The following is a 26,741-nucleotide window of genomic DNA, read 5'->3' on the forward strand; positions in this document are numbered from 1 at the left end:
TGCTTAGTGTGCGGCCTTTCCGCTGGCGGCCAGCGTGGTCCAAAGTTCGGGGAAGTCGGGCATGGTCTTGGCGGTGGTCCCGATGTCCAGGACCTTCACCCCGGGCACGGCCAGGCCGATGATGGCCCCGGCGGTTGCCATGCGGTGGTCGGCATAGGTCGCGAACGCCCCGCCGTGCAGCGGGGCCGGTTCGATCAGCAGCCCGTCGTCCAGCTCGGTGGCCCGGCCACCGAGGTTGTTGATCTCGGTCACGAGCGCGGCGAGCCGGTCGGTCTCGTGCCCGCGCAGGTGCGCGATGCCGGTGAGCCTGGAAGGGCCGGTGGCCAGGGCGCAGATGGCCGCCAGCGTCGGGGCGAGCTCGGAGGCGTCCGCGTAGTCGATGCCGGAGATCTCCGCCGGGCCGGTGAGTTCCAGGGTGCCGTCCGCGTGGTGCGTCACGCTCGCGCCCATGCGGGTGAGGATGGTGCGCCACTGGTCCCCGACCTGGGTGGTGGAGGCGGGCCAGTGCGGGACGCGGACCGTTCCGCCGGTGACCATGGCAGCGGCCAGGAAGGGCCCGGCGTTGGACAAATCCGGTTCCATGGTGCGCTCGAAGGCGCTGATGCTCCCGGGCTCGACCTTCCAGCTGCGCTCGTCGGGGCGGGTGATCACCACGCCGAGCTCGCGCAGCGTCGCCACGGTCATCTCGATGTGGTCGGGGCTGGCGATGCGGCCCTCGGCGGCGGTGATTTCCAGGCCGTGTTCGGTGCGGGCGGCCACCAGCAGCAGGGCGGAAATGAACTGCGAGGAACCCGAGGCATCGACCGTGATCCGCCCCCCGGCCAGGGACCCGGTGCCGGTGACGGTGGCCGGCAGCAGGCCGGGTTCGCCGTGTTCGGCCAGCGGCACGCCGAGGTCGGACAGCGCGTTGAGCACCGGGGCCATGGGACGCAGCCGGGCGTGCGGGTCGCCGTCGAAGGTGAAGGAGCCGCGGGCCAGCGCGGCCAGCGGGGGAACAAAGCGCATGACGGTCCCGGCCAGCCCGCAGTCGATGTCGACCTGTCCCATGTCGGCACCCAGGTCCATGGGGGTGATGCGCAGCTCCAGGGTGCCGTCCGCCGCCTGGCGGGTTTCGATGCCGGTGCCCAGGGCGCGCAGGGCGCCGATCATCAGGTCCGAGTCGCGGGAGGCCAGCGCGTTGGAGATGCGCGAGGGGCCGTCGGCCAGGGCTGCAAGCAGAAGATACCGGTTGGTCAACGACTTGGACGCCGGAACGATGACGGTTCCGTCAACGGGGAGTTCGGGGTGCGGGGCGTCCCACGCGGTGTCCAGGGTGTCTTGGGTGCTCAACGGCTGCCTCCGGGTCTCGGGTGTGCCGCGGGAGTTGGCCCGCGGCGGGGGATGTTGGTCGGGAATGGGGGTCATGGGCGGTGGCGGCGCCGTTGCCGCCGGCGGTGGATTCGCGCCGGCTGCGCAAAACCACCTGCGAAGGGGCAACACCTGGCACCGTTGCCGCTGGGGCCGTGGGCCGGCGATCGGTGTGCCCTCGTGGCCCCAATTCTAGCCGCAGGCGGGGCCCGGGCGTGGAATAGAGTCGCGGGCTTGCGTGTTACCCCCTGTAAGGCGTGAACCGCGCAACGGGCAAGAACCGCTGGCGTGGTCGGTTGCGCCTGCATCGTACAAGAATTCCTAGGCAAGAGGCGGAGGACATATGGGAGTACTGCAGCTCGAAGCTCCGGCCCCGAGTGCATCGCGGCTACGCGTAGACTTGGCCGTGATGACCGAGAATATACAGGGCACCGACACTGTACCGGTAGCCGATGAGACCGAAGCRCAACGCCGCGAGCGCTTCGAGCGCGACGCACTGCAATATGTCGACCAGCTCTATTCCGCGGCCATGCGCATGGCGCGCARCCCCGCGGATGCCGAGGACCTGGTCCAGGAGGCCTACACCAAGGCGTATTCGGCCTTCCACCAGTACAAGCCCGGGACCAACCTGAAGGCCTGGCTGTACCGGATCCTGACCAACACCTACATCAACCTCTACCGCAAGCGCCAGCGCGAGCCGCTGCGCACCGGGACGGACACCGTAGAGGATTGGCAGATGGCCAAGGCCGCCGAGCACACGCCCGCGGGGCTGCGTTCGGCCGAGGTCGAGGCCCTGGACCACCTTCCGGACTCGGACGTGAAAAACGCGCTGCAGTCCATTGCCGAGGAATTTCGGTTGGCGGTGTACTTCGTGGACGTCGAGGGTTTCCCCTACAAGGATGCCGCGGAGATCCTCGGGGTGCCGATCGGCACGGTGATGTCGAGGTTGCACCGGGGACGAAAACAATTGCGAGAATTGCTCGCCGACTATGCGCATGAGCGCGGGATCGGTGCGGCAAAAAGGACTCAAGGGGCACCCACGCCCGGAGCGGAGAAGAAATAATGGGGGACTGCCAGTCATTGGGAGACTGCGACGACAAGCGCATCGTGCGTCTGTACGAGTACCTTGACGGAGCGTTGTCGCTGCAGGACCTCTCGGAGGTCAAGGCCCACCTGGAGCACTGTGCCGAATGCACCGAGGAATACGACCTGGAGTGCATCATCCGCTCCGTCGTGCGACGCAGCTGCCAGGAGATCGCGCCGGACACGCTGAAGTCGAAGATCATCACGCGGATTTCCGAGATCCGGGTCGAATCGGGCCACGCCTAGAAACGCCGGGGCCACGCAGGAACGCCCGCCACCAGGCGCGGGGCACGCAAGAGGGCCGGAGTCCGTTTCACCGTCAACTGACGATCAACGGGCTCCGGCCCTCTGGTCTTTCCGGGTGCGGCGTTCCTGCGGTCTGTGCCCGCTGCAACGCCTCCGCGTCCGGCCTAGGTGTTGGGGCGCTTGCCGTGGTTGGCTCCGCCGCGCTTGCGATCCTTACGCTTACGTGCACGTTTGCTCATGTGAGGACTCCTTTGCAATTCCTGGTCCCAAGTTGGACTTTCCCCAGTCTGTCATAGACACCCGGCCGGACCCAAGAATACAAGTACGCCGCGAGAAAAATGTGTCAGCCGGCCCCTGGCTCGGGCAACCCCAGCCAGGAGTACCAGCCGCGGTGCAGCACCAGCCAGGCCATCAGCCCGTAGCCGGCCTGCCCGGGCAGCCCGCCGTTGACCGAGAGGTCGTTGCGCCACTGCGCGTGGTTCTGCAGCGGGGTGAAGGTGTCCACGTAGTGGTGCTTGCGGCGCGTGGCCACGTCGGCATAGACGTGGGAGAGCTCGGCCAGGCGCGCGTTGCGTTCCGGGTCGAGCCCGGGGGCCGGGCCCACGACCAGGGCCTTGATGCTCATTTGCGAGGCGGAGTCCAGGATGTTGGCCAGGTTCAGCCGGGAACGGGCCGTGGACAGCCCCAGGTCCAGGTCGCGGTCCGAGAGCGCGATGACCAGGCGGTTGTCGACGTTCTCGCCGAAGCGGCGGGAAGCCTCGTCGAACCAGCGGGTGCTCAGGGCCTCGGTGCCCTCCCCGGGCGCGGCCAGCGTGTAGCTCTCGATGCGGACCTCGGTGTTGGAGGTGCGTGCCAGCACCCGTCCATACCAGCCCAGTGCCCGCGGATCCCCGTGACCGGCCAGGAGCTCGTCGCCGATGGCGGTAAGTCGAATAGTGCGGTATTCCACGAAAGACCTTTCTCAGGGCGCGTACGCACCAACATTAGCAGTCGGTTAAGCGACCTCGGGGCGGGACACCGTCGATGTCCCGCCCCGAGGGCAATTTCCGCGGTCACATCACCCTTTTGGATGCGGACCGCCCGGCGCCGACCCTAGCGGGTGAACGCCTCGGTGATCAGGCGCGCCTGCTGGACCTCGTGGCGCTTGTGCGTGCCGGTGGAGGTCGCCGCCGAGGCCTTGCGCGAGACCAGGCGCACGGCCTTGCCCAGCTCGGCCGGCAGGTTCAGGCCGACAAACGGCCACGGACCCTGGTTGGCGGGCTCGTCCTGCGCCCAGACGACCTCGGCGTTCGGGTACTTGGCCACCTCGGCCGCGATCGCCTCGGCGGGCAGCGGGTAGAGCTGCTCGACGCGCACGATTGCGGTCTTGGTGTCGTTGGCCTTGGTGCGGGCCGCATCCAGGTCGTAGTACAGGCGCCCGGAAACCAGGAGCACGCGGTCCACGTCGGCCGGGTTCAGGCTTGCGGTGTCCGGAATCACTTCCTGGAAGGTGCCGGTGGTGAAGTCCTCCACCGCGGAAGCGGCGGCCTTCAGGCGCAGCAGCTGCTTCGGGGTGAAGATGACCAGCGGCTTGCGCGGACGGGCGTAGGCCTGGCGGCGCAACAGGTGGAAGTGGTTGGCACCGGTGGAGGGCTGGGCCACGACCATGTTGTTTTCCGCGCACATCTGCAAGAAGCGCTCGATGCGGGCCGAGGAGTGGTCCGGGCCCTGTCCCTCGTAGCCGTGCGGAAGCATCATGACCAAGCTGGAGCGCTGGCCCCACTTCTGCTCGGCGGAGGAGATGAACTCGTCGATGACGGTCTGGGCGCCGTTGACGAAGTCGCCGAACTGGGCCTCCCAGAGCACCAGGGCGTCCGGGCGCTCGACCGAGTATCCGTATTCGAAGCCCAGGGCCGCGTATTCGGAAAGCAGCGAGTCGTAGATCCACAGCTTTGCCTGGTCTTCGGCCAGGTTCAGCAGCGGGTACCACTCATCGCCATTGAGGCGGTCGTGGAAGACCGCGTGGCGCTGCACGAAGGTGCCGCGTCGCGAGTCCTGGCCCGCCAGGCGGACCGGCACGCCTTCCATGGACAGGGTGCCGAAGGCGGCGATTTCCGCCATGCCCCAGTCGATCCCGCCCTCGCGGCTCATCTTCTCGCGGCGCTCCAGGAGCACCTTGAGCTTCGGGTGGACGGTGAAGTCCTCCGGGATGGCCAGGTGCGCGGCGCCGATGTGCGCCAGGGTCTCGGCGGTGATGGCCGTGTCCTTGGCGTCGATCGAGGCCGCCTCGTCCTCGCGCTGGGCCGTGGGCAGCTCCAGGTCGTGGATGGCCGAGGTGCCCGGGGTGATGACCGGGATCGGGGAGGTCTGCGCCGCGTGGGTCTCGGCGAAGACGCGCTCCAGGCGCTGCTGGTAGTCGCGCAGGGCCTGGTCGGCCTCGTCCTGCGTGATGTCGCCGCGGCCGACGAGGGCCTCGGTGTACAGCTTGCGGGTCGAGCGCTTGGCCTCGATGAGGTTGTACATCATCGGCTGGGTCATCGACGGGTCGTCGCCCTCGTTGTGGCCACGGCGGCGGTAGCACACCATGTCGATGACGACGTCCTTGTTGAAGCGCTGGCGGTAGGCGAAGGCCAGCTGCGCCACGTGGACCACGGACTCCGGCTCGTCGCCGTTGACGTGGAACACCGGTGCCTGGACCTGCTTGGCCACGTCGGTGGCGTACACCGAGGAGCGCGAGTCGGTCGGTGCGGTGGTGAATCCGACCTGGTTGTTCACGATCACGTGGATCGTGCCGCCGGTCTTGTAGCCCTCGAGCTGGGAGAGCGTGAGGGTCTCGCCGACCACGCCCTGGCCCGCGAAGGCCGCGTCGCCGTGCACCAGGATCGGCAGGACGTTGAAGTCCTTGGATCCGGCGCGGTCCTGCTTGGCGCGCACGATGCCCTCGAGCACCGGGTTGACGGCTTCGAGGTGCGAGGGGTTGGCGGCCAGGTAGACCTTGGTCTGGTTGCCCTGGTCCGAGGTGAAGGAACCCTCGGTGCCCAAGTGGTACTTCACGTCGCCCGAGCCCTGGACCGAGCCGGGGGTCGCGGTGCCCTCGAATTCGCGGAAGACCTGTGCGTAGGTCTTGCCGGCGATGTTGGTAAGCACGTTGAGGCGGCCGCGGTGCGCCATGCCGATGGCGACCTCGTCCATGCCGGCGTCCGCGGCGTCGGACAGGATCCCGTCGAGCAGCGGAATCAGGGATTCGCCGCCCTCCAGGGAGAAACGCTTCTGGCCGACGAACTTGGTCTGCAGGAAGGTCTCGAAGGCCTCCGCGGAGTTCAGCTTGGCCAGGATGCGCAGCTGCTCTTCGCGGGTCGGCTTGGTGTACGGGTGCTCCAGCTCGTCCTGGAACCACTTGCGTTCCACCGGATCCTGGATGTGCATGTACTCGATGCCGATGGTGCGGCAGTAGGCGTCGCGCAGCACCCCGAGGATGTCGCGCAGCAGCAGGCGGTCTGCCCCGCCGAAGCCGCCGGTGACCCATTCGCGGTCCAGGTCCCACAGCGTCAGGCCGTAGGTCTGGATGTCCAGGTCCGGGTGGCGGCGCTGCACGTATTCGAGCGGGTTGGTGTCGGCCATCAGGTGGCCGCGCACGCGGTAGGAGTGGATCAGCTGCTGGATGCGGGCGATCTTGTTGACCTGAAGCTCGACGTCGACCTGGTTGTCGACGGCCCAGCGGACCGGCTCGTAGGGGATGCGCAGCGCTTCAAAGATCTCGTCGTAGAAGCCCTGCTCGCCCAGCAGCAGCGACTCGACGAGCTTGAGGAACTCGCCGGAGCCGGCGCCCTGGATGACGCGGTGGTCGTACGTGGAGGTCAGCGTGATGACCTTGCCCACGCCCTGCAAGGCAACGGTGGACTCGGCGGCGCCGCGGAAGGCGGCCGGGTACTCGAGGGCGCCGACGCCCACGATGGTGGCCTGGCCCTTGGAGAGGCGCGGGACCGAGTGCACGGTGCCGATGCCGCCGGGGTTGGTCAGCGAGACGGTGGTGCCGGCGTAGTCGTCGGCGGTGAGCTTGTTGGCGCGTGCGCGCTTGATCAGGCCCTCGTAGGTGTCCCAGAATTCGGAGAAGGACAGGGTTTCGGCGGCCTTGATGTTGGGAACCGCGAGCATGCGCGAGCCATCGGGCTTGGGCATGTCGATGGCGATGCCGAAGTTCACGTGGGCCGGCTGGATCGCCATCGGCTTGCCGTCGATCTCGGCGTAGGTGACGTTCTGCGAGGGGAAGAGCTTCAGGGCACGGATCACGGCGAAGCCGATGATGTGCGTGAAGGAGATCTTGCCGCCACGGGCGCGCTTGAGGTGGTTGTTGATGACCACGCGGTTGTCGATCAGGGCCTTGGCCGGGACTGCACGGACCGTGGTGGCCGTCGGAACGGTCAGCGACTGTTCCATGTTGGTGGCGATGGCCTTGGCCGGGCCGCGCAGCTGGGTGCGCTTCTCTTCGCCCAAAGCCGAGCTTGAGGCGGCCTTGGGCAGCTGCGCCGGGATCGGCTGCGCCTTGGTGGCCGGGGTCGGGTCGGCCGGGACACGCGGGATCGAAGCGGTTGCGGGAGTGGCCGTCGAGGACTCGGACGAGGACGCCGGGGTGTTGCCCGAGACGTCAACGACGCGGGCCTGCGTTGCGGCGCGCGGTGCGGCCGGAGGGGCAGCCGGTGCCGGGGTCGCCGCGACCGGTGCCTCCGCTGCCGGGGGTGCGGCGGCCTGATCCGAATTGAGGGACGCGAAGATGTCCCACCATTTCTTGTCTACCGAGTTCTTGTCCTTGAGGAACTGTTGGTACAGCTCATCGACTAGCCATTCGTTCCCGCCGAACTCTTCGGTGAGTCGGTGGTGCGATTGATCTGGCACGGTATTACGCCTCTTCTCCCTGTATTTCCGTTTGTCCAAGCGCCTTCGAGCGGAAACCCATCCCGAGGGCATAGTTCTAGACCTGCTAAGTAGTCTAGTGACTAATCCGCGCCGGGTGGAAACCAATGAGCCGGTTATCACATGCGTGGCGCGCCGAACGGCGATTCACGCGACCGGGCTCACACCCGACGCCCGCGGTGCCCGATTCGGAGCGCCGGGGGACTGCGCGCGGGGGGTGCCCGACCCGGGGCACCTCGCATGTGCTCAAGTCGCGGTTCGGATACACTGACATTGTTATGGACAGCCACTCTCTGTGCCGGCCAGTCGTGAAATCACGCGGTGCCGGCCACACATGTCATTGCTCGCCCAGTTCGGTCTCCCCATCGGAGCCTTCTTGTTGCCGACGCACACACCCTAGATTTCCGGGCCGCGGCGTTTCCGCCCCCCGATTCCCCTCCGCCCGCGGGGCGGTGAAACACTAGATGGAATGGTTGCTGCTGGCCCTTGGCCTGCTGCTGATCCTGGGCACTGGCTTCTTCGTCGCCGTCGAATTTTCCCTCGTCGCCCTCGACCAGGCCAACGTGCAGGAAGCGGTGGATGCGGGGGACACCAAGGCCATTGCCTTGCTGCACTGCCTCAAGTCGCTCTCCACCCAGCTTTCCTCCTGCCAGCTGGGCATCACCCTGACGACGCTGCTGACCGGCTATGTCATCGAACCCTCGGTGGGCAAGCTGCTCCAGGGCCCGCTGCTGGCCCTCGGGCTCGGGGACTCCGCGGTGCCGGTGTCCCTGGTCGTGGCGATGCTGCTGGCCACGCTGCTGTCGATGGTCATCGGCGAACTGGTCCCGAAGAACCTGGCCATCGCCAAGGCCTTCGACATCGGCCGCGCGCTCGCCCGGCCGCAGTTGATCTTCACCGCCGTCTTCAAGCCGGCCATCGTGCTGCTCAACGGCTTCTCCAACAAGGTCCTGCACCTGTTCGGGCTCGAGGTCAAGGAGGAGATCTCCGGTGCGCGCTCCCCGGCCGAGCTGGTCTCGCTGGTGCGCCGCAGCGCGGAAATGGGCACCCTGGACAAGGATGCGGCGCTCTTCGTTGACCGCACCGTGCGCTTCTCCGAACGCTCGGCCGCCGACGTGATGACCCCGCGCACCCGGATGCAGACCATCGAGCACACCGCCCACGTCCAGGAGGTCATCGAGCTGGCGAAGCAGACCGGGTACTCCCGCTTCCCGGTCACCGACGGCTCCTCGGACGAGATCAAGGGCGTGTGCCACGTCAAGACCATCATTGCCATCCCGCGAGACAAGCGCGCCGGCAAGGAGGTCGGCGAAAACAAGACCCCGGTGATCTTCGTCCCGGAAACCGTGCACCTGGACACGCTGCTGGTGCAGCTGCGCGGCGCAAACCTGCAAATGGCGATCGTGCTTGACGAATATGGCGGAACCGCCGGAATGGTCACCTTGGAAGACCTTATAGAGGAAATCGTCGGCGAAGTCGCCGACGAGCACGACTCCGCGGGCCCCGAACTGCGCCACCTGCCCGACGGCTCCTGGATGATCCCGGGCATGTTCCGCCCGGACCAGCTCAACGAGCTCATCGGCGAGGTCGAGATCCCCGACGACGCCGCCTACGAAACCGTGGGCGGGTTCGTCATGGCCGAACTGGGCCGGATCCCGTTCCTCGGCGACGAGGTCGACACCGAGGGCGGCGCCTTCACCGTCACCGCGCTGGACAAGCGCCGCGTCGCGGAACTGCACTTCGTGCCGCGCCCGCCGCGGCCTTCCAAGGATTCCAGGTCGGCCAGCGCCTCGAGCGCTGCCTCGGCCCCCAGCCCCGACGAAGCAGTGGGGGGACGGGCATGAGCGACTTTTCCGGCTTGCTCTGGCTGGTCCTGCTGTTGCTGGGCAACGCGTTCTTCGTCGCGGCGGAATTCGCCGTGATGTCCGCCCGCCGCTCCCAGATCGAACCGCTGGCCGACGCCGGGGACAAGCGTGCGATCCGTGCCCTGAAGGCCATGGAGCAGGTCTCCATCATGCTCGCGGTGTGCCAGCTGGGCATCACCGTGTGCTCGCTGCTGATCCTGAACGTCGCCGAGCCGGCCATCCACCACCTCTTCGTGGTGCCGCTGCAGTTCCTGGGCCTGACCGAGGCGCTGGCCGGGTCCATCGCCTTCCTGCTGGCCCTGTTGATCGTCACCTTCCTGCACGTGACCTTCGGCGAGATGGTGCCGAAGAACATCTCGGTGTCGATGGCCGACAAGGCGGTGCTGCTGCTGGCCGGGCCGCTGTTGTGGCTTTCGGTGGGCGTGCACCCGATCGTGGTCTCGCTGAACTGGATCGCCAACCGCTTCCTGCACCTGATGGGCATCGAACCCAAGAACGAGGTGAACTCCGCGTTCACCGCCGCCGAGGTGGCCTCGATCATCGCCTCCTCGGCGCGCTACGGCACGCTGGAGGCCGACGACGCGATCATGCTGCGCAAGGCGCTGGAGTTCTCCGACCTCACTGCCGCCGGCACCATGGTCGGCCGCGACCAGGTCGTCGCCCTGGAGCAGGGGACCACGGTGCAGGAGTTCGAGCGCACCGTGGGCCGGACCGGCTTCTCGCGCATCGTCATCTCCCGGGACGGGGAATTCGTGGGCTACTGGCACATGAAGGACGTCATGGCGCTGCCCGACGAGCGGTACCGCGAACCGGTCACCGACATCGAGCTGCGCCCCATGGGCGTGGTGGCCGGCGACGCGGAGATCGAGGATGCGATGGAGCAGATGCGTGCCGACGGCAAGCACCTGGCCCGCGTCGTCGACGGAACCGGCGCCACACTGGGGATCCTGTTCCTCGAGGACGTGCTGGAGCAACTGGTCGGGGAAATCGACGACCAGAACCAGAAGCGCGGCATCCGCCGGGAAAACCGCAGCGCCCAATAATGCGAATGACTCGCAATTGAGATAGTCTGGGGTCTGCTGGTTTTCCCCGAAAGGTCCCGTACCCACCGCATGAACACACCACTTCGCGCCCTTGCCGCCGCCGCCTGCCTCCTGCTGCTTTCCGCCTGCGCCTCCGCGCCGGCGGGCCAAGGCGCGCAACCCGGCGGCGAGTCGGTGCTTGAGGTGGTCGCCTCGACCTCGGTGTATGCCGACGTGGCCCGCGCGGTCGGCGGGTCCGACGTGCATGTGGGCGCCCTGGTGGAGCAGACCTCCCAGGACCCGCACTCCTACGAGGCCACCGCCCGCGACAAGCTCGCGGTGTCCAAGGCAGACATCGTCATCGCCAACGGCGGGGGGTACGACCCGTTCATGGACGCGCTGGCCCAGGGCCTGTCGCTTCCCGGCGGCGCGATGATCCACGCGGTGGACTTCCAGGCCGGGCACGGGGAGGCCGCCGGCGCGGCCGCGCCCGCCGCGCAGGACCATGCCGGGCACGACCACGCGGAGGGCAACGAGCATGTCTGGTACGACGTGCACACCGTCGGCGCGCTGGCCCGCGGCCTGGCCGCCGAGTACTCCAAGCTCCTTCCCGCCAAGTCCGCGGAGTTCACCGCCGCGGCCGACGCCTTCGAGAAGCGCATCGACGCGCTGGCCGGGCGCATCGACGCATTGCGGGCCACCGCCGAGGGGAAGAAGTTCGCCATGACCGAACCGCTGGGCTTCTACCTGCTCAGCGAGGCCGGGATGGTGGACGGAACCCCCGCCGGCGTCAGCGCAGCGATGGAGGCCGGCGAGGACGTGCCCCCGCTGCTGCTCAAGCAGCTGGCCGAGGGGCTCGAATCGAACGAGTTCGCCGTGCTGGCCCTGAACACCCAGACCTCCGGGCCGCAGACTCAGAAGGTGGCCGCGCTGGCCAAGGCCGCCGGGGTCCCGGTGCTGGATTTGACCGAAACCCTGCCCGATGGGCTCAACTACATCACCTGGATGGAATCGAACGTGCAGCAACTCGAGGTGGCCCTTGGCCGCTAGCCCCAGCCCCGCGCCGGGCGCCCCGGCGAAACCCGCACCCGAACCGGTGGTGCGCCTGCGCGGCGCCTCGCTGCGCTTCGGGAACCGCCCGCTCTGGGACGGACTGGACCTGGACATCGCCCCGGGCGAGTTCCTGGCCGTGCTGGGCCCCAACGGGTCGGGCAAGACCACCATGCTGCGCACCCTGATGGGCCTGCAGGAACTGTCTTCCGGCACCGTCGAGGTCGCCGGCAGGCCCGCGACCCGCGGGTCGCGGCAGGTCGGCACCATTCCGCAGCAGCGATCCTTCGACGACAACACCCCGCTGCGCGCCCGCGACCTGGTCGCCCTGGGCATCGACGGGCACAAGTGGGGGATCCGGCTGGGCCGGGCGAAGATGCGCAAGCGCGTGGACGAGCTGCTGGAGCTGGTCGGTGCCACGTCCTACGCCGAGCGCCCCGTCGGAGTGCTCTCCGGGGGCGAGCAGCAGCGGCTGCGCGCCGCCCAGGCACTGGCCGACGACCCACGGCTGCTGCTCTGCGACGAGCCGCTGCTCTCGCTGGACTTGCACCACCAGCAGGCCATCTCCTCACTGATCCATCGGCAGGCGTGCGACCACGGCGCCGCGGTGGTCTTCGTGACCCACGAAATCAACCCGATCCTGCAGTACGTGGACCGGGTGCTGTACCTGGCCGGCGGGCGCTTCCACGTCGGGACCCCCGAGGAGGTCATGCGCTCCGAGGTGCTCTCCGAGCTCTACGGCAGTCCCATCGAGGTCTTCGAGTCCAACGGCCGCATCGTGGTCGTCGGCATGCCCGAGACCGTCACCCACGCCGACCCGCAGCATCGCGCGCACCCGCTTCAAGGAGCCTAGGAACCATGGACCTATCCGAGATCTGGAGCACCGTCTTCAGCTTCGAAGACTACGCCGAGATCCTGCCGCTGGTCTCCAACTCGCTGATCGCCGGGGCCCTGCTGGGCCTGGTGGGCGGGATGATCGGCATCTTCGTGATGCTGCGCGACATGGCGTTCGCGGTGCACGGCATCGCCGAGCTTTCCTTCGCCGGGGCCGCGTTCGCGCTGCTGATCGGTGCCAACGTGGTCGTCGGATCCCTGGTCGGATCGGTGCTGGCCTCGCTGGTGCTGGGCCTGATGGGCGCCGCGGCCAAGGACCGCAACTCCATCATCGGGGTGCTGATGCCCTTCGGGCTCGGCCTGGGAATCCTCTTCCTGGCGCTCTACCAGGGCCGCAGCGCCAACAAGTTCGGGCTGCTCACCGGGCAGATCGTCGCGGTGGACACCGTCCAGCTGGGCGTGCTGGCGGTGTGTTCCCTCATTGTGATGGTGGCTCTGGTGGCCATGTGGCGCCCGCTGACCTTCATTTCCGTGGACCCTGCCGTGGCGGCGGCCCGCGGCGTCCCCGCCGGCCGGCTCTCGGTCGCGTTCATGGTGGTCCTGGGCCTGGCCGTAGCGCTGTCGATCCAGGTGGTCGGCGCGCTGCTGGTCCTGGCCCTGCTGATCACCCCGGCCGCGGCGGCCATCCGGGTGACCTCCAACCCCGTCCTCACCGTCAGCCTCTCGGTGGCCTTCGCCATGACGTCGGTGGTGGGCGGCATCCTGCTGGCATTGGCCGGGTCGCTGCCGATCAGCCCCTACGTCACCACAATCTCGTTCCTGATCTACGTGGTGTGCCGGCTCATCGCCTGGCGCCGGGAGAAGGTGCGGCACTCCGAGAAGATGGCGGCCATGGCCGCCTGAGGCCCGCGCCGGGCCGCGGGCCCGATGAACCTCCAGGCGAAGGCGTGTGCCCGGTTCCCCCGTTGCGGGGATACGGGCACACGCCTTCGCCGTATCCGGCGCCCGGGGCAGCGGGACCGCGGCCAGGGGGCGGCAAAAGGTGTTGACTCCGCGGCCGCGGCACCCCAGTCTTGTCGTGGGATTCGGGCCCCGAATCCGGTGCCACATCAGTGAACTGGGCGAGTCCCGTGGACACGAACAAGGAACTGCAAGCCATCATCCGCCAACCCGGGGAGGGGGAGCGCCGTTGGTTCTCCGGCGGCGGGGTGCACATCTGGAAGGCCACCGAGGCGCAGACCGCGGGCGCCTTCCTGCTCTTTGAGGACCAGTTGGAAAAGGGCAAGGACACGCCCCTGCACACGCATCCGGAGTCGGACGAAACGATGATCGTGCTCAGCGGCGAGATCGTGATGCACCTGGACGGCCGGGAATCGAGGATCGGTGCCGGCGGCTTGGTGATGGCGCCGCGGGGGATGCCGCATGCGTTCAAGGTGACCGAGGAGGGAACGCGGGTGCTGTGCCTGCACACCCCCGGGGTCTGCCAGGCGTTCTACCTGGAGGCCAGCGTGCCGCTGCAAGACGGCGATCCGGGCACCGGCGAGGTCGATTTCGGCAGGGTCATGGAATCCGCGCGGCGCAACGGGGGCATCGAGATCCTCGGTCCCTCGCCGTTCGCCGCCCCGGAGGCCTGAGCGGGATCCGGGTCTCCCGGCTTGCGGGAACCGCCACGGCAACGCGGGACGTCCCCGGCGGCGCCGGACCGGCGGGTTGCGGACCTAGCTGGTACCGGCGGCCTTGCTTGCCGAGCAGGCCGGGCACAGCCCGTAGATCTCCACGGTGTGGGTGGGTTCGGTGAAGCCGTTTTCCTCGGCCACCCGGGCCGCCCACTTCTCCACCGCGGGAGCCTCGACCTCGACGGCCTTGCCGCAGGTCCGGCACACCAGGTGGTGGTGGTGGTGCTCGATGACGCACTGGCGGTACATCGCCTCGCCCTCGTTGTTGCGCAGCACGTCGACCAGGCCGTCCTCCGCCATGGAGAGCAGCAGCCGGTAGACGGTGGCCAGGGAGACCTTGTCGCCCTCGTCGACGAGCCATCGGTGAAGTTCCTGTGCCGTCACGAAGTCATCGACCTGGCCCAGCGCGGCATTCACTGCCAGGCGCTGCTTGGTCACCCGCTGTTCGGTTCCTCGCCGCGTGGTCGCAGGATTCGTCATGTGTTGGAGCACTCCTTGAAAGATGGGCACTGCGTCCGTACGCTGCGCGCCTCAGGCCGGCTGAAGAACAGCACCCGGGGCACGCCCCGATCGGACACCTTGAGTTTACCAGCGGGCCCGCGCGCCGGGTGGTTCCGCGCCCGGCACCGCGGGGCGGTCGGCCATCCACGGGTCCCGCGGCGCGCAGCGCGGGCCCCTATGCATCACCCGCGCCACCTGCCTAGGCTGGGGCCATGGAGATTACCAAGTTCAACCATTCATGCATCCGCGTCAGCTCCGGGGGCAGGTCGCTTCTCATCGACCCGGGAACCTTCTCGCCGCTGGAGCGGGCGCTCGAGGGGGCCGAGGCCATCCTGGCCACCCACGTGCACGCCGACCACCTGGATGTGGAAGCCGTGGTGGCGGCCATGGGGCGCGATGCGAAGCTGTCTTTCCGCGGACCGGCGGCACTGGCCGCCAGCGTGCTGGACGCCGCCACCCAGGCATCGGTTCCCGATGCCGCGGCGCGGATCCACGGGCTCGGGCCGGGCGAGGTCTTCGAGGCCGCGGGGATGGAGATCTCCACGCACGGCGGGATGCACGCGGTGATCCACCATTCGCTGCCGGTCGTGGCCAACATCGGCTACTTCATCGACCGGACGCTCTACCACCCGGGCGACAGCTACCAGGTGCCCGAGGGGATCGCCGTCGAAACGCTGCTGGTCCCGGCCCATGCCCCGTGGGCGAAGATCGGGGAGACCATCGAGTTCCTGGCCATGGTCAACGCGGCGGACAACATCCCGATCCACGACGGCCTGCTCAACGAGCGCGGCCTGTCCCTGGTGGACGGGCACCTGGGCCGGGTCGCCGCGGAGCACGGGTTGGGCTACCGCAGGATCCCCAACGAGACCCCGGTGGTGCTGGGGCAGCGCTGAAGGCGGCGGGCCGGGGCCCCGGGCGGCTACTCCCAGCGCCCGGTTTCCAGCAGGCGTTCGATCCGGCCCGCGTAGGGTTCCGGGTCCAGTCCCGCGGCCTTGAGCCAGCCGGCGTCGTAGTAGGAGGTCGCGTAGCGCTCCCCGTTGTCGCACAGCAGCGAGACGACCGACCCCGTTTCGCCCGCGGCGAGCATGTTCGCCACGACCTGCCAGGCCAGCCAGAGGTTGGTCCCGGTGGAGGGCCCGGCGCACAGGTGCGCGAAGTCCTGCAGGTGGCGCATCGCGGCGACCGAGGCGGCATCGGGCACCGTGGCCATGAAGTCGATGACCCCCGGCACGAAGCTGGGTTCCGGGCGGGCCCGGCCGATGCCCTCGATGCGGCTGGCGGTGCCGGTGGCGGCACCCGCATCGCCGCCGGAAACCGCCGCCTGCCAGGCCGGCAGGAACGCAGAGCCCTCGGGGTCCGCGACCGCCAGCCGGGTGGCGTGGCGGTGGTAGCGGGCGTAGCGGCCGATGGTCGCCGAGGTGCCGCCGGTTCCGGCGCCCACCACGATCCAGGAGGGCACCGGGTGTTCCTCCATGGCCAGCTGCTGAAAAATCGACTCGGCGATGTTGTTGTTCCCGCGCCAGTCCGTGGCCCGCTCGGCGTAGGTGAACTGGTCCATGTAGTGCCCATTGGTGGCCGCGGCCAGCCGCTCGGATTCCGCATACACGGCCGAGGGGTCCTGCACCAGGTGGCAGGTGCCCCCGGTGGCCTCGATCAACGCGATCTTCTCCGGGGAGGTTCCCGCGGCCATCACCGCGATGAACGGCAGGCCCAGGAGCTTGGCGTAGTACGCCTCGGAGACCGCGGTGGACCCGGAAGAGGCCTCCACGATCGTGGTGCCCTCGGTGATCCACCCGTTGACCAGTCCGTAGAGGAACAGGGAGCGGGCCAGCCGGTGCTTGAGGCTGCCGGTGCGGTGCGTCGACTCGTCCTTCAGGTACATCTCGATGCCCCACTCGCGGGGCAGCTCGAGCTTGTGCAGGTGGGTGTCGGCCGAGCGCATCGACTCGGCCTCGATGGTGCGTACCGCCGCATCGACCCAGTCACGGGTTCCGGAGGGGCGGGGCAGCGAAATCAAAGGCGTTGTATCCACCCGAGCAAGCCTACCGAACCGCCGTGTGGCGCGGTGCCCGACGCGCGGCCGGTGGCGGGAGGCGTGGGCAGGCGGGGAACCGGGTGGGAAACTAGGCTGGACCACACGAGGGGCCCGCGGGCCGAAGCCGCAAGCGAAGGGACACCGCCGCACATGGGCGAGGAACGAAAGACATTGATCCAAGCCGGGGAACTGGCCGCACTGCTGGCCTCCGGGGCCGACACCGTGCTGCTGGATGTGCGCTGGGCCCTGGGCGACGCGCATGGCCGGGAACACTACGAGGCCGGGCACATCCCCGGTGCGCTCTTCGTCGACCTGGAAACCGAGCTCTCGGCGCCTCCCGCCCCGGAAGCCGGCCGCCACCCGCTTCCCGAGGTGCACGACTTTGCCGCCACCGCCCGCCGCTGGGGCATCAACGAGGATTCGACCGTGGTGCTCTACGACGGAACCGGCGGATTGGCCGCGGCCCGCGGCTGGTGGCTGCTGCGCCACGCCGGTGCCGCCGACGTCCGGGTGCTGGACGGGGGAGTCCAGGGGTGGGAGGCCGCCGGGCACGGGCTGGAAACCGGAACCAACACCGCGGCCCCGGGCAACGTCCGCCTGGGCTGGGGGCACATGCCGGTGATCGACATCGATGCGGCCGCCGCGTTCCCCGGCCACGGGGTCCTGCTCGATTCCCGCGCCGCGGAGCGCTACCGGGGAGAGCTCGAGCCGATCGACCCGCGCGCCGGGCACATCCCGGGGGCACTCAACCGCCCCACCACCGAGAACCTGGAGGCCGACGGGCACCTGCTGGCACCGGGCCCGCTGGCCGCGGCGCTGGAGGCGCTTGGCGTGCAGCCCGGTGCCGGGGCGCAGGATATTGCGGCATATTGCGGTTCGGGCGTCACCGCCGCGCACCAGGTCCTCGCGTTGGAAACCATCGGCGTGCGCGCGGCGCTCTACCCCGGGTCGTGGTCGCAATACAGTTCCGATGCCGCCCGGCCCGCCGCCACCGGACCCACCCCGTGAGCTGCCGGATCCCGGCGTGAAGCGCGGCCGCTGGCTCCGGGCCCGGGGCAGAGGTAGGTTCGAAGCATGATCGGTCGACCGAAACCCCCGCCCCTTGACACCGCCGCCAGGCTGCACGCGCGTGAACGCACGAAAGTGCCCGCCGCGGCCATGGCCCCGGAGGCGGTGCCGGCGCTGGGCATCGCACAGCCCGGCGGGCCGGTGGTGCCCATGCTGATCCACCGCCGCGAACCCGGTCCGCGCGACGTGGTCATCGAGATCGAATTCTGCGGGCTGTGCCACTCGGACGTGCACACCGGGCGCGGGGAATGGGGCGCCAAGCGCCTGCCGCTGGTCCTCGGGCACGAGATGGTCGGCACCGTCTCGCAGGTCGGCGACGCGGTCGCCGACCTGCCCGTCGGCTCCCGGGTGGGGGTCGGCTGCCTGGTGGACTCCTGCCGCGAATGCGAGGAATGCCGCGCGGGCCTGGAACAGTTCTGCACCAAATCGGTGGCGACCTACGGCGGGCACGACGCCCGCACCGGCGAATACACCCAGGGCGGGTACTCCACGCGCATCGTGGTGGACGCCGGCTACGTGCTGCGGATCCCCGCGGCGCTGGATCCGGCCGCGGCCGCCCCGCTGCTCTGCGCCGGGATCACCACCTACTCGCCGCTGCGCCACCACAACGTGGGGCCCGGCAGCCGCGTGGGGGTCCTGGGCCTGGGCGGGCTGGGGCACATGGCCGTGAAGCTGGCCGTCGCGATGGGCGCCGAGGTCACCGTGCTGACCCGCGGCGACGCCAAGCACGACTCGGCGCTGGCCCTGGGCGCGCACACGGTCATCGACACGCTGGATGCGGCCGCGCTGCGGGGGATCCGCGACACCCTGGACCTGGTCATCGACACGGTCTCTGCCCCGCACGAGGTGGGCCCCTACCTCAAGGCGCTGCGCCGCGACGGCGCGTTGGTCCAGCTGTCGCTGCCCGAGKGCCCGATGCCGGGGTTCGACACCCGGGAGCTGGTCCACAAGCGGCTGAGCTACACCGGGTCGTTGATAGGCTCGATCGCGCAGACCCAGGAAATGCTCGACTTCTGCGCCGAACACCAGGTGGCGTGCGAGATCGAGCTGACCGGGGCGCAGCACATCAACGAGGCGTGGGACCGGATGGTCGCCGCCGACGTGAAATACAGGTTTGTCCTGGACGCCGCCACCTTGCGCGGCAACGACCACATGGAGGGTGCATGAGCACGCTGTTTACCAAGATCATCGACGGCCAGATCCCCGGGCGCTTCATCTGGAAGGACGAGCACTGCGTGGCGTTCCTGACCATCGGGCCGATCACGCACGGGCACACCCTGGTGGTTCCGCGCGAGGAACTCGACAAGTGGACCGAGGCACCGGCCGAACTGATGACGCACCTGGTCGAGGTGGCGGGCAAGATCGGCCGCGCCCAGGTCCGCGCATTCGGGTCCGAGCGCGCAGGGCTGATGATTGCCGGGTTCGAGGTCCCGCACCTGCATGTGCACGTGTGGCCGACCAACTCGCTGGCCGACTTCGACCTGGCACGGGCCGACACCGACCCGGATCCCGCCACGATGGACGCCAACGCCCAGAAGCTGCGGGCGGCGCTGCGCGAAGACGGCCACGGGGACCTGGTTCCCGAGGCCTGAGGCCGCGGCCCGATGTCCGGGGGACCGGCGCCCTGGGCTGGTTCCTGCGGCCGGCACCCGCAACGCAGAAGAGGCTGCCCGGTTCGACCACATGGCCGAACCGGGCAGCCTTTGTCGTGCACCGTTTTGCCTTCCGGCGGCTACTTGGCCGCGGCCAGCCCCTCGCGCATGGCCGTGCGGATCCGCTTGGCGGAGACCGAGTAGGCGGTGCCCAGCTCCTGGGCGAAGAGCGAGACCCGGTACTCCTCGAGCATCCACTTCACCGCGGCCAGTTGCGCCGGGGTGCGGGAACCGGGAACCAGCTGACCCAGGGCCGCATCGTACTCGTCCTCCAGCGACTGGATGTCCAGGGTTGCGGCGTTGTCCCGCGCCAGGTGCCCGGTGCCGAGCTTTTCCAGGCGCTTCTCGATGGCGGAGATGTAGCGCGGCAGCTGGGCCAACTGCGCGTAGCCGGTCTTGGCCACGAACCCCGGGTAGACGAGCTGCTCGAGCTGGGACTTCACGTCGTTCAACGCATTGACCAGCGCCAGCGAGGAGGCGGACTTGATGTCCTTGTTGATCCGCCGGGTCCCGGAAAGCACCTTCTCCACGATCGCGGTCACGGTGAAGACCGTGTCGATCAGCTCCGCGCGCACCTTCTCGTACAGGGCGTCGAACGCCGCCTTGGTGAAGGGCAGGGCGGCCGGGACCAGCTTGTCCACCGCGGCCATGGTGCAGTCGCGGATCAAGGCCTCGACGCTGCCGTGCGGGTTCTGCGTGAAGACCAGCTTTTCGGTGTTGTTCAGGTGGTCAAGGACGTACCGGGAGGGCGAGGGGACCTTGAGCAGCAGCAGCCGGATGACTCCGGTGCGGTGGGCGGCCAGTTGCTCGGCCGGGTTGCGGAAGACCGTCAGGCGCACGTCGGTGCCCGTGTCCAGCAGTGCCGGGTAGGCGGTGACCTGTTGCCCGGCGACCTCGGTGACGACCTTTTCGGTGATGGTCCCGGCCAGGCCGAGCCCGGTGTCCCAGTCGGTCAGCCCGGTGCGTTCCCACACCGTGGTGGCCACGGCCGTGGCTCCGCCGGGACGCGAGGCGGACTTCTGCCCGCGGTTCTTCGCGTTGCCGACCGTGCCCCTTGCCTGGCTTGATGCAGCAGCCGGGGCCCGGCCCGTGGAGTTGCCGGAGGCGGCCGCGGAGGGCAGCGCGGCGCCGGGCTTGATGCCCAGCGAGCGGGCCAGGGCCGAGCGGTTGGCCGCGGCCAGGGTCTGCTGCAGCACCGCCAGCTCCTGGGATTCGTCCAGGATCTTCGCCTCGGCGTCGATGACGGTGAAGGTGAAGCGCAGGTGCGGCGGCAGCGCCTCCCAGTTCCAGGAACCGGGGGGGATCACCACGCCCTTGAGCCGGCGCAGCACCAGCTCCAGGGATTCGGCCAGGTCGTCGGTCTCCGGGTTGAAGTCGGCCTCCAGCGCGGCCACGGCGGTGCGGGCCACGTCGGGGGCCGGGACGAAGTTCTTCCGGATGGCCTTGGGCAGCGACTTGATCAGCGCGGTGACCAGCTCCACGCGCAGCCCCGGGATGAGCCAGCGGAAGCGCACCGGGTCCAGTTGGTTCAGGAAGAGCACCGGTACGCGCACCGAGACGCCGTCGGATTCCCCGGCGCGGGCGGCCGGGTTGTACTCGTAGACCAAATCCAGGTCCAGGGTGCCGTGGCGCCAGGTGCGCGGGTAGGCGGCCTCGTCCAATTCCGTGGCATCGGCGGCCAGCATGTCTTCCGGGTTGAAGTCCAGCAGCGTGGGGTCCTCGTGCCGGGCGGCCTTCCACCAGCGGTCGAAGTGCCGCTCGGAGAGCACCTCGGGACCCAGGCGGGCATCGTAGAACTCGAAGAGGTCCTCGTCGGACACGCGCAGGTCGCGGCGGCGCATCCGGGTCTCGAGTTCCTCGATGTCCTCGAGCACCCGGCGGTTGCGGGCGAAGAACTTGTGGTGGGTCTTCCAGTCGCCCTCCACCAGCGCATGGCGGATGAACAGCTCGCGGCAGAGCTCCGGGTCGACCTTCGAGTACTGGATGCGGCGGCGCGGCACGATGGTCAGCCCGAAGAGCGTGAGCTTCTCGTAGCCCATGACCGCGCCGGAGTTCCGCGACCAGTGCGGCTCGGAMTAGCTGCGCTTGAGCAGTTCCCCGGCGACCTCCTCGACCCACTTGGGGTCCAGGCGCGCCACGGTGCGGGCCCAGAGCCGGGAGGTTTCCACCAGCTCGGCGGCCATGACCCACTCGGTGTTCTTGCGCGACAGCGCCGAGCCCGGGAACACGGAGAACCGGGTGCCGCGGGCGCCTACGTATTCGCGCTTGCGTTCGTCCCAGGAGCCCACGTGGCCCAGCAGCCCGGACAGCAGCGAAATGTGGATGGCGTCCTCGTTGGCGGCGGCGTCCACCGGCTCGGGGGAGATGGTGATGCCCAGCGGCTTGGCGAGCTGGCGCAGCTGGGTGAACAGGTCCTGCCATTCGCGCACGCGCAGGTAGTTGATGAATTCGTTCTTGCACAGCCTGCGGAAGGCCGAGGAGGAGAGCTCCTTCTGCTTCTCCTGCAGGTAGCGCCAGAGGTTCAGCAGCGAGGAGAAGTCGGACTTCGCGTCGGTGAAGCGCTTGTGCATCTCCGCGGCGCGTTCGCGCTTGCCGGTTTCCTCGCTGGGGCGTTCGCGCGGGTCCTGGATGGACAGCGCCGCGGCGAGCACCATGACCTCCTTGGCGCATCCCCGGTTCCCGGCCTCCACGATCATCCGGCCCAGGCGCACATCCACCGGCAGCTGCGCCAGCGACTTGCCGATGGCGGTGATGGTGGCCTCGGTGCCGGTGTCCAGGGCGCCGAGTTCGCGCAGTAATGCCACGCCGTCGTTGATCGACTTGGCATCCGGCGGCTGGACGAAGGGGAAGTCGGCGACGTCGCGCGCGGTGCGGACCACGCCCATCGAGCTCATCTGCAGGATCACCGCGGCCAGGTTGGTGCGCAGGATCTCCGGGTCGGTGAACTCGGGGCGGGTCTCGAAGTCCTCCTGCGAGTACAGGCGGATGGCGATGCCGTCACTCACGCGCCCGCAGCGGCCCGAGCGCTGGTTGGCGCTGGCCTGCGAAACCCGTTCGATGGGCAGGCGCTGGACCTTGGTGCGGTGGGAATAGCGCGAGATGCGGGCGGTGCCGGTGTCGATCACGTACTTGATGCCCGGCACCGTCAGGGAGGTCTCGGCGACGTTGGTGGCCAGCACGATGCGCCGGTTGCGCCCCGGCTTGAACACCTGGTGCTGTTCGGCCAGCGAGAGCCGGGCAAACAGGGGCAGGATCTCGGTGCCGGCCAGCCGCTTGTTGGTTTGCACGCGGGCCCGCAGCACCTCGGCGGCGTCGCGGATCTCGCGCTCGCCGGGGAAGAAGATCAAGATGTCCCCGGGGGCCTCCTTGGCCAGTTCGTCCACGGCCTCGGCGATCGCGTCCAGCGGGTCGCGGTCCTCGACCTGGGAATCCGGGTCCAGCTCGTCCTCGTCCATCCCGTCGGCCGGGTTCAGCGGGCGGTAGCGCAGTTCGACGGGGAAGGTGCGCCCCGAGACCTCGATGATGGGTGCCGGAACGGGCTCTTCGCCCTGGGGCCCAAGTGCGGCGAAGTGCTCGGCGAAGCGCTGCGGATCGATGGTGGCCGAGGTGATGACGATCTTCAAATCCGGGCGTTTCGGCAGGATCCGGCGCAGGTAGCCCAGCAGGAAGTCGATGTTGAGGCTGCGCTCGTGGGCCTCGTCGATGATGATCGCGTTGTACTTCTTAAGCAGCTTGTCGCGCTGGATCTCGGCCAGCAGGATGCCGTCGGTCATGACCTTGACCTTGGTGGAGCGGGAAACCTCGCCGGTGAAGCGGACGTGGAAGCCGACTTCGGCGCCGATGGTGGTGCCCAGTTCCTCGGCGATGCGTTCGGCCACGGTGCGGGCGGCCAGGCGGCGGGGCTGGGTGTGCCCGATCATGCCCTTCTCGCCAAGGCCCAGCTCCAGGAGCATCTTGGGCAGCTGGGTGGTCTTGCCGGAGCCGGTTTCTCCGGCGACGATGACCACCTGGTTGCCCTGGATGGCTTTCATGATGTCGTCGCGGCGGGCGGAAACGGGCAGGGCTTCGGGGTAGGAAATCGTCAGGGCCATGATGACCCAAGTCTATGCCAGCGCCACCGGCGAATCCTCCGGCCGCTGTCCCGGTGTCCGCGGCGCGCAAAGCGGGCCGCAAACCCCGGGTCTACGGGCCGTGGCGGGGTGTGCGCAGTGTCAAAACACGGCTTTGTCCACGGTACCGTCTGATTCTCAAGTCGCATGGATACCAATTGTCTGATTTGCGGGGACTTTCCATGAAAGATGCATGATGGCAAGATGAATGGTCGATGGTTTGTCTTGCATTTCATACCAGATGGAAGAAATGTGAGTAGGTTCACATGTAGTATCAAAGGAATTCATGAGGAGAACTTCCTGCCGATCGGCCGAGGTTGGGCTAATCCTGAAAACCCCCTGGTGCGGCCCTGGTGGCGCACCAGGAATGACACTCGCACGTCGTGAAAGGAACACAATGAAATTCATCAAGTCCGTACAGATCGCAGCCGGGGTGGCTGCCACCGCATTGGTGCTCACCGCATGCGGCGGATCCACCACCCCCGAGGCCACCGGCTCCTCCGAAGCCGCCGGCCCGGTCACGATCGGCATCGCCCAGTACGTGTCCCACCCGTCCCTGGACGCCGTGGTCACGGGCTTCAAGAAGGGGATGGCGGACGCCGGCTACACGGGCGATGACAAGGTCAAGTACGACTTCGCCAACGCCCAGGCCGACCAGGCCACCAACACCTCGATCGTGGGCAAGTTCGCCTCCGACCAGGACATGGACCTGGTCCTGGCCATCGCCACCCCGACGGCCCAGGCCGCCGCCCAGTCGATCACCAAGATCCCGGTGCTCTTCTCCGCGGTCACCGACCCGATGGAAGCCAAGCTGGTTTCCAGCCTCGAGGCACCCGGCGCCAACGTCACCGGCACCTCGGACAAAAACCCGGTCAGGGAACAGCTCGAACTGCTCAAGAAGATCAAGCCCGACGCCAAGACCGTGGGCATCGTCTACTCCTCGGGCGAGGTCAACTCCGGCGTCCAGGTCCAGTGGGCCAAGGATGCCGCAGCCGAATTGGGCCTGACCATCGAGGAGAAGGCCATCTCGGCTTCCTCCGAGGTCCAGCAGGCGGCCTCGGGCCTGAACGTCGACGCGTTCTACGTCCCGACCGACAACGCCGTGGTATCGGCACTCGAAGGCCTGCTGCAGACCGCACAGGACAAGAAGATCCCGGTGATCTCCGCCGACGGCGAGTCCGTCAAGCGCGGCGCAACCGCCACCTACGGCCTGAACTACGAGAAGCTCGGCGAGCAGACCGCGGCCATGGCAGTGAAGCTGCTCAAGGGCGAGGCCAAGCCGGAGACCATGCCGGTCGAGACCATCACCAAGGTCGAGCTCTACCTGAACACCACCGCGGCGGAGAAGATCGGCCTGACCTTCCCGGCAGACATGCTCTCCGAAGCAGCGGAAACCTACAAGTAAACACGACCGCAACACGGTCCAACCACCGGTGGCCGGTCGGTCAACCCCGACCGGCCACCGCCATTAGCCCAACACTCGAAACGCAAGGATCCACCCATGATCACCGCGGTTGAACTAGGCCTGATCTACGCGATCATGGCACTCGGGGTCTACCTGACCTTCCGCATACTTGACTTCCCCGACCTGACCGTCGACGGAAGCTTCACCACCGGCGCGGCAGTCGCGTCCATATCGATCGTCAATGGCATCAACCCGTTCATTGCCACGATCCTCGCCTTCTTCATCGGCGGCCTCGCCGGCGTCATCACCGGTCTGCTGCACACCAAGGGCAAGATCGATGGGCTGTTGGCCGGCATCCTGACCATGATCGCCTTGTATTCGATCAACCTGCGCATCATGGGCAAGGCCAACACCCCGCTGTTGGGCGAGGACACCGTCCTGTCCTTCATGCGCGAAAACCAGCTGCTGGGCACCTGGACCTCCGTCGGTCTGATGTTCGCCGGATGCCTGGTCGCCGTGGCGCTCATCGTCTGGTTCCTGCGCACCGACGTCGGGCTGGCCATGCGCGCCACCGGCGACAACGAGGAAATGATCCGGTCCTTCGGGGTGAGCACCGACAACCAGAAGATCCTGGGCCTGGCGCTTTCCAACGGCCTGGTCGGCTTCTCCGGCGCCATCATCGCCCAGTTCCAGGGCTTCGCCGACATCGGCATGGGCATCGGCGTGATCCTCATTGGGTTGGCCTCGGTCATCGTGGGCCAGGCCATCTTCGGGCAGAAGTTCATCTGGATCGCGGCCCTGGCCGTGGTCTTCGGCTCGGTCGTCTACCGCCTGGTCATCCAGCTGGCACTGAACGCCGGCCTGGAGGTCAACGACATGAAGCTGATCTCCGCGGTGCTGGTGGTCGTCGCGCTGATCCTTCCGCAATGGAAGGGCTTCGGGAAGTTCGCCAACCGCATCCGCATCCGCGGCAAGGCCGTGCAGCCCAACGGCGTGAAGGAAGAGGTGGGAACCAATGCTTGAGATCAGGAACCTGAACAAGACCTTCTTCCCCGGAACCGTCAACGAACGCAAGGCGCTGCGCGACATCAACCTGGAATTGACTTCGGGCGAGTTCGTCACGGTGATCGGTTCCAACGGCGCGGGCAAGTCGACCGTGCTGAACATGGTCGGCGGCAAGCTGCAGCCGGACTCCGGGACCGTGCGCATCGGCGGCAAGGAAGTCACCCGGCTTCCGGACCACGCGCGCGCCAAGTACATCGGGCGGGTCTTCCAGGATCCGATGGCCGGCACCGCGCCGAACATGTCCATCGAGGAGAACATGTCCCTGGCCCTGGGCCGGGGCAAGTTCCGCGGGCTGAACCCCGGGGTGAACAAGCGCAAGCGCGAGCTGTTCGTCGAGGAGCTGCGCTCCCTGGAGCTCGGGCTGGAGAACCGGCTCAAGGCCAAGGTCGGGCTGCTTTCCGGCGGCCAGCGCCAGGCGCTGAGCCTGCTGATGGCCACGTTCTCCGGTCCCCAGATCCTGCTGCTCGACGAGCACACCGCTGCCCTTGACCCGCAGCGTGCCGCCCTGGTGGCCCGGCTGACCGAGGAAATCGTGGAGCGCCACAAGCTGACCACGCTGATGGTCACGCACAACATGGAGCAGGCACTGCGCCTGGGGTCCCGGCTGATCATGATGCACGACGGGCAGGTCATCCTGGACCTGGACTCGGCGCAGAAGGCGAAGATGACCGTTCCGGACCTGCTGCACGAGTTCGAGAAGATCAAGGGCGCCCAGCTCGACGACCGGACCATGCTGCAGTAGCGGCCCGCCGCGCCGGTTTGGCTGGAAGCAAGCGACGAAGGAGCCGCACGCCCCTGAAGGGGGGAGTGCGGCTCCTTCCTCGTCCCGCGCACCCCGGTGGCCGGCCGCGTGGCAGGTTGCGCACCATGCCGCGCTGGCGGCTCCCCGGCAG

22 protein-coding genes are annotated in these 26,741 nt (G+C 68.3%); 15 read left to right on the forward strand and 7 right to left on the reverse strand.

The genetic code is table 11. The features are described 5' to 3' along the window. Window positions 1–3: 3 nt before the first annotated feature. Entirely contained in the window at window positions 4–1,329 is a 1,326-nt protein-coding gene (aroA, locus tag BLJ79_RS02800; RefSeq protein WP_071213120.1) for a 3-phosphoshikimate 1-carboxyvinyltransferase, read from the reverse strand. Window positions 1,330–1,756: 427 nt separating this feature from the next. Between aroA and BLJ79_RS02805 the strand changes: the two genes are divergently transcribed. Next, window positions 1,757–2,410, forward strand: a complete 654-nt coding sequence (locus BLJ79_RS02805; protein ID WP_175475367.1) for a sigma-70 family RNA polymerase sigma factor — start codon at window positions 1,757–1,759, stop codon at window positions 2,408–2,410. Continuing rightward, window positions 2,410–2,676, forward strand: a complete 267-nt coding sequence (rsrA, locus tag BLJ79_RS02810) for a mycothiol system anti-sigma-R factor (protein WP_071213122.1) — start codon at window positions 2,410–2,412, stop codon at window positions 2,674–2,676. Before BLJ79_RS02805 ends, rsrA begins: the two co-directional genes overlap by 1 nt. 164 nt (window positions 2,677–2,840) lie before the next feature. Here rsrA and BLJ79_RS24015 read toward each other — a convergent pair whose 3' ends face one another. From BLJ79_RS24015 to BLJ79_RS02820, 3 genes are all read right to left on the reverse strand, one after another. Next, window positions 2,841–2,915 (reverse strand): 50S ribosomal protein bL37, encoded by a 75-nt coding sequence (locus BLJ79_RS24015; protein ID WP_370664980.1) that lies wholly within the window; start codon window positions 2,913–2,915, stop codon window positions 2,841–2,843. A gap of 104 nt (window positions 2,916–3,019) precedes the next feature. Next, on the reverse strand, window positions 3,020–3,625 hold the full coding sequence (locus tag BLJ79_RS02815; protein WP_071213123.1) for a GDSL-type esterase/lipase family protein: 606 nt from the start codon (window positions 3,623–3,625) through the stop codon (window positions 3,020–3,022). Between the two features lie 143 nt (window positions 3,626–3,768). Beyond that, entirely contained in the window at window positions 3,769–7,548 is a 3,780-nt protein-coding gene (locus tag BLJ79_RS02820) for a multifunctional oxoglutarate decarboxylase/oxoglutarate dehydrogenase thiamine pyrophosphate-binding subunit/dihydrolipoyllysine-residue succinyltransferase subunit (RefSeq protein ID WP_071213124.1), read from the reverse strand. 482 nt (window positions 7,549–8,030) lie between these two features. On the opposite strand from BLJ79_RS02820, the gene BLJ79_RS02825 reads away from it, so the two are divergent. The 6 genes from BLJ79_RS02825 (at window position 8,031) to BLJ79_RS02850 (ending at window position 13,971) form a co-directional block, all read left to right on the forward strand. Beyond that, window positions 8,031–9,410, forward strand: coding sequence for a hemolysin family protein (locus BLJ79_RS02825; protein ID WP_071213125.1), 1,380 nt, complete (start codon window positions 8,031–8,033; stop codon window positions 9,408–9,410). Then, the gene (locus tag BLJ79_RS02830; protein ID WP_071213126.1) at window positions 9,407–10,474 is read left to right on the forward strand and encodes a hemolysin family protein; all 1,068 of its coding nucleotides are present in this window, start codon (window positions 9,407–9,409) and stop codon (window positions 10,472–10,474) included. The genes BLJ79_RS02825 and BLJ79_RS02830 overlap by 4 nt, the downstream gene beginning before the upstream one ends. 69 nt (window positions 10,475–10,543) lie before the next feature. Continuing rightward, window positions 10,544–11,503 carry a metal ABC transporter solute-binding protein, Zn/Mn family gene (locus BLJ79_RS02835; protein WP_071213127.1) on the forward strand — a complete coding sequence of 320 codons (960 nt, stop codon included), beginning with the start codon at window positions 10,544–10,546 and terminating at the stop codon, window positions 11,501–11,503. Continuing rightward, window positions 11,493–12,356, forward strand: a complete 864-nt coding sequence (locus BLJ79_RS02840) for a metal ABC transporter ATP-binding protein (protein ID WP_071213128.1) — start codon at window positions 11,493–11,495, stop codon at window positions 12,354–12,356. Before BLJ79_RS02835 ends, BLJ79_RS02840 begins: the two co-directional genes overlap by 11 nt. A 5-nt stretch (window positions 12,357–12,361) precedes the next feature. After that, a complete protein-coding gene (locus tag BLJ79_RS02845; protein WP_071213129.1) occupies window positions 12,362–13,240 on the forward strand; it encodes a metal ABC transporter permease in 879 nt (292 codons plus the stop codon). Between the two features lie 227 nt (window positions 13,241–13,467). Next, complete coding sequence (locus BLJ79_RS02850; protein ID WP_071213130.1) at window positions 13,468–13,971, forward strand: cupin domain-containing protein; 504 nt, start codon at window positions 13,468–13,470, stop codon at window positions 13,969–13,971. 84 nt (window positions 13,972–14,055) lie between these two features. Here BLJ79_RS02850 and BLJ79_RS02855 read toward each other — a convergent pair whose 3' ends face one another. Beyond that, window positions 14,056–14,493, reverse strand: a complete 438-nt coding sequence (locus BLJ79_RS02855) for a Fur family transcriptional regulator (RefSeq protein ID WP_071213131.1) — start codon at window positions 14,491–14,493, stop codon at window positions 14,056–14,058. Between the two features lie 233 nt (window positions 14,494–14,726). Between BLJ79_RS02855 and BLJ79_RS02860 the strand changes: the two genes are divergently transcribed. After that, window positions 14,727–15,407: an MBL fold metallo-hydrolase gene (locus BLJ79_RS02860; RefSeq protein ID WP_071213132.1), complete on the forward strand. Its 681-nt coding sequence runs from the start codon at window positions 14,727–14,729 to the stop codon at window positions 15,405–15,407. Window positions 15,408–15,433: 26 nt separating this feature from the next. Here BLJ79_RS02860 and BLJ79_RS02865 read toward each other — a convergent pair whose 3' ends face one another. Beyond that, window positions 15,434–16,456, reverse strand: a complete 1,023-nt coding sequence (locus tag BLJ79_RS02865; RefSeq protein ID WP_286135250.1) for a PLP-dependent cysteine synthase family protein — start codon at window positions 16,454–16,456, stop codon at window positions 15,434–15,436. Window positions 16,457–16,699: 243 nt separating this feature from the next. Between BLJ79_RS02865 and BLJ79_RS02870 the strand changes: the two genes are divergently transcribed. The 3 genes from BLJ79_RS02870 to BLJ79_RS02880 all read left to right on the forward strand — a co-directional run bounded on the left by BLJ79_RS02870 (window position 16,700) and on the right by BLJ79_RS02880 (window position 19,209). Then, a complete protein-coding gene (locus BLJ79_RS02870) occupies window positions 16,700–17,557 on the forward strand; it encodes a sulfurtransferase (RefSeq protein WP_083410955.1) in 858 nt (285 codons plus the stop codon). Window positions 17,558–17,623: 66 nt separating this feature from the next. Then, window positions 17,624–18,784 (forward strand): NAD(P)-dependent alcohol dehydrogenase, encoded by a 1,161-nt coding sequence (locus BLJ79_RS02875; protein ID WP_071213133.1) that lies wholly within the window; start codon window positions 17,624–17,626, stop codon window positions 18,782–18,784. Next, window positions 18,781–19,209 (forward strand): HIT family protein, encoded by a 429-nt coding sequence (locus BLJ79_RS02880; protein WP_071213134.1) that lies wholly within the window; start codon window positions 18,781–18,783, stop codon window positions 19,207–19,209. Before BLJ79_RS02875 ends, BLJ79_RS02880 begins: the two co-directional genes overlap by 4 nt. Window positions 19,210–19,349: 140 nt before the next feature. Here BLJ79_RS02880 and hrpA read toward each other — a convergent pair whose 3' ends face one another. After that, complete coding sequence (hrpA, locus tag BLJ79_RS02885) at window positions 19,350–23,360, reverse strand: ATP-dependent RNA helicase HrpA (protein WP_071213135.1); 4,011 nt, start codon at window positions 23,358–23,360, stop codon at window positions 19,350–19,352. Between the two features lie 415 nt (window positions 23,361–23,775). Between hrpA and BLJ79_RS02890 the strand changes: the two genes are divergently transcribed. The 3 genes from BLJ79_RS02890 to BLJ79_RS02900 all read left to right on the forward strand — a co-directional run bounded on the left by BLJ79_RS02890 (window position 23,776) and on the right by BLJ79_RS02900 (window position 26,590). Next, window positions 23,776–24,783 (forward strand): ABC transporter substrate-binding protein, encoded by a 1,008-nt coding sequence (locus tag BLJ79_RS02890; protein WP_071213136.1) that lies wholly within the window; start codon window positions 23,776–23,778, stop codon window positions 24,781–24,783. A gap of 96 nt (window positions 24,784–24,879) precedes the next feature. After that, entirely contained in the window at window positions 24,880–25,806 is a 927-nt protein-coding gene (locus tag BLJ79_RS02895) for an ABC transporter permease (protein WP_071213137.1), read from the forward strand. Continuing rightward, on the forward strand, window positions 25,799–26,590 hold the full coding sequence (locus BLJ79_RS02900) for an ABC transporter ATP-binding protein (protein WP_071213138.1): 792 nt from the start codon (window positions 25,799–25,801) through the stop codon (window positions 26,588–26,590). The genes BLJ79_RS02895 and BLJ79_RS02900 overlap by 8 nt, the downstream gene beginning before the upstream one ends. Window positions 26,591–26,741: the final 151 nt, after the last annotated feature.

Origin of the sequence: Arthrobacter sp. UCD-GKA (assembly GCF_001863355.1) — a bacterium.
Lineage (GTDB): Bacteria > Actinomycetota > Actinomycetes > Actinomycetales > Micrococcaceae > Paeniglutamicibacter.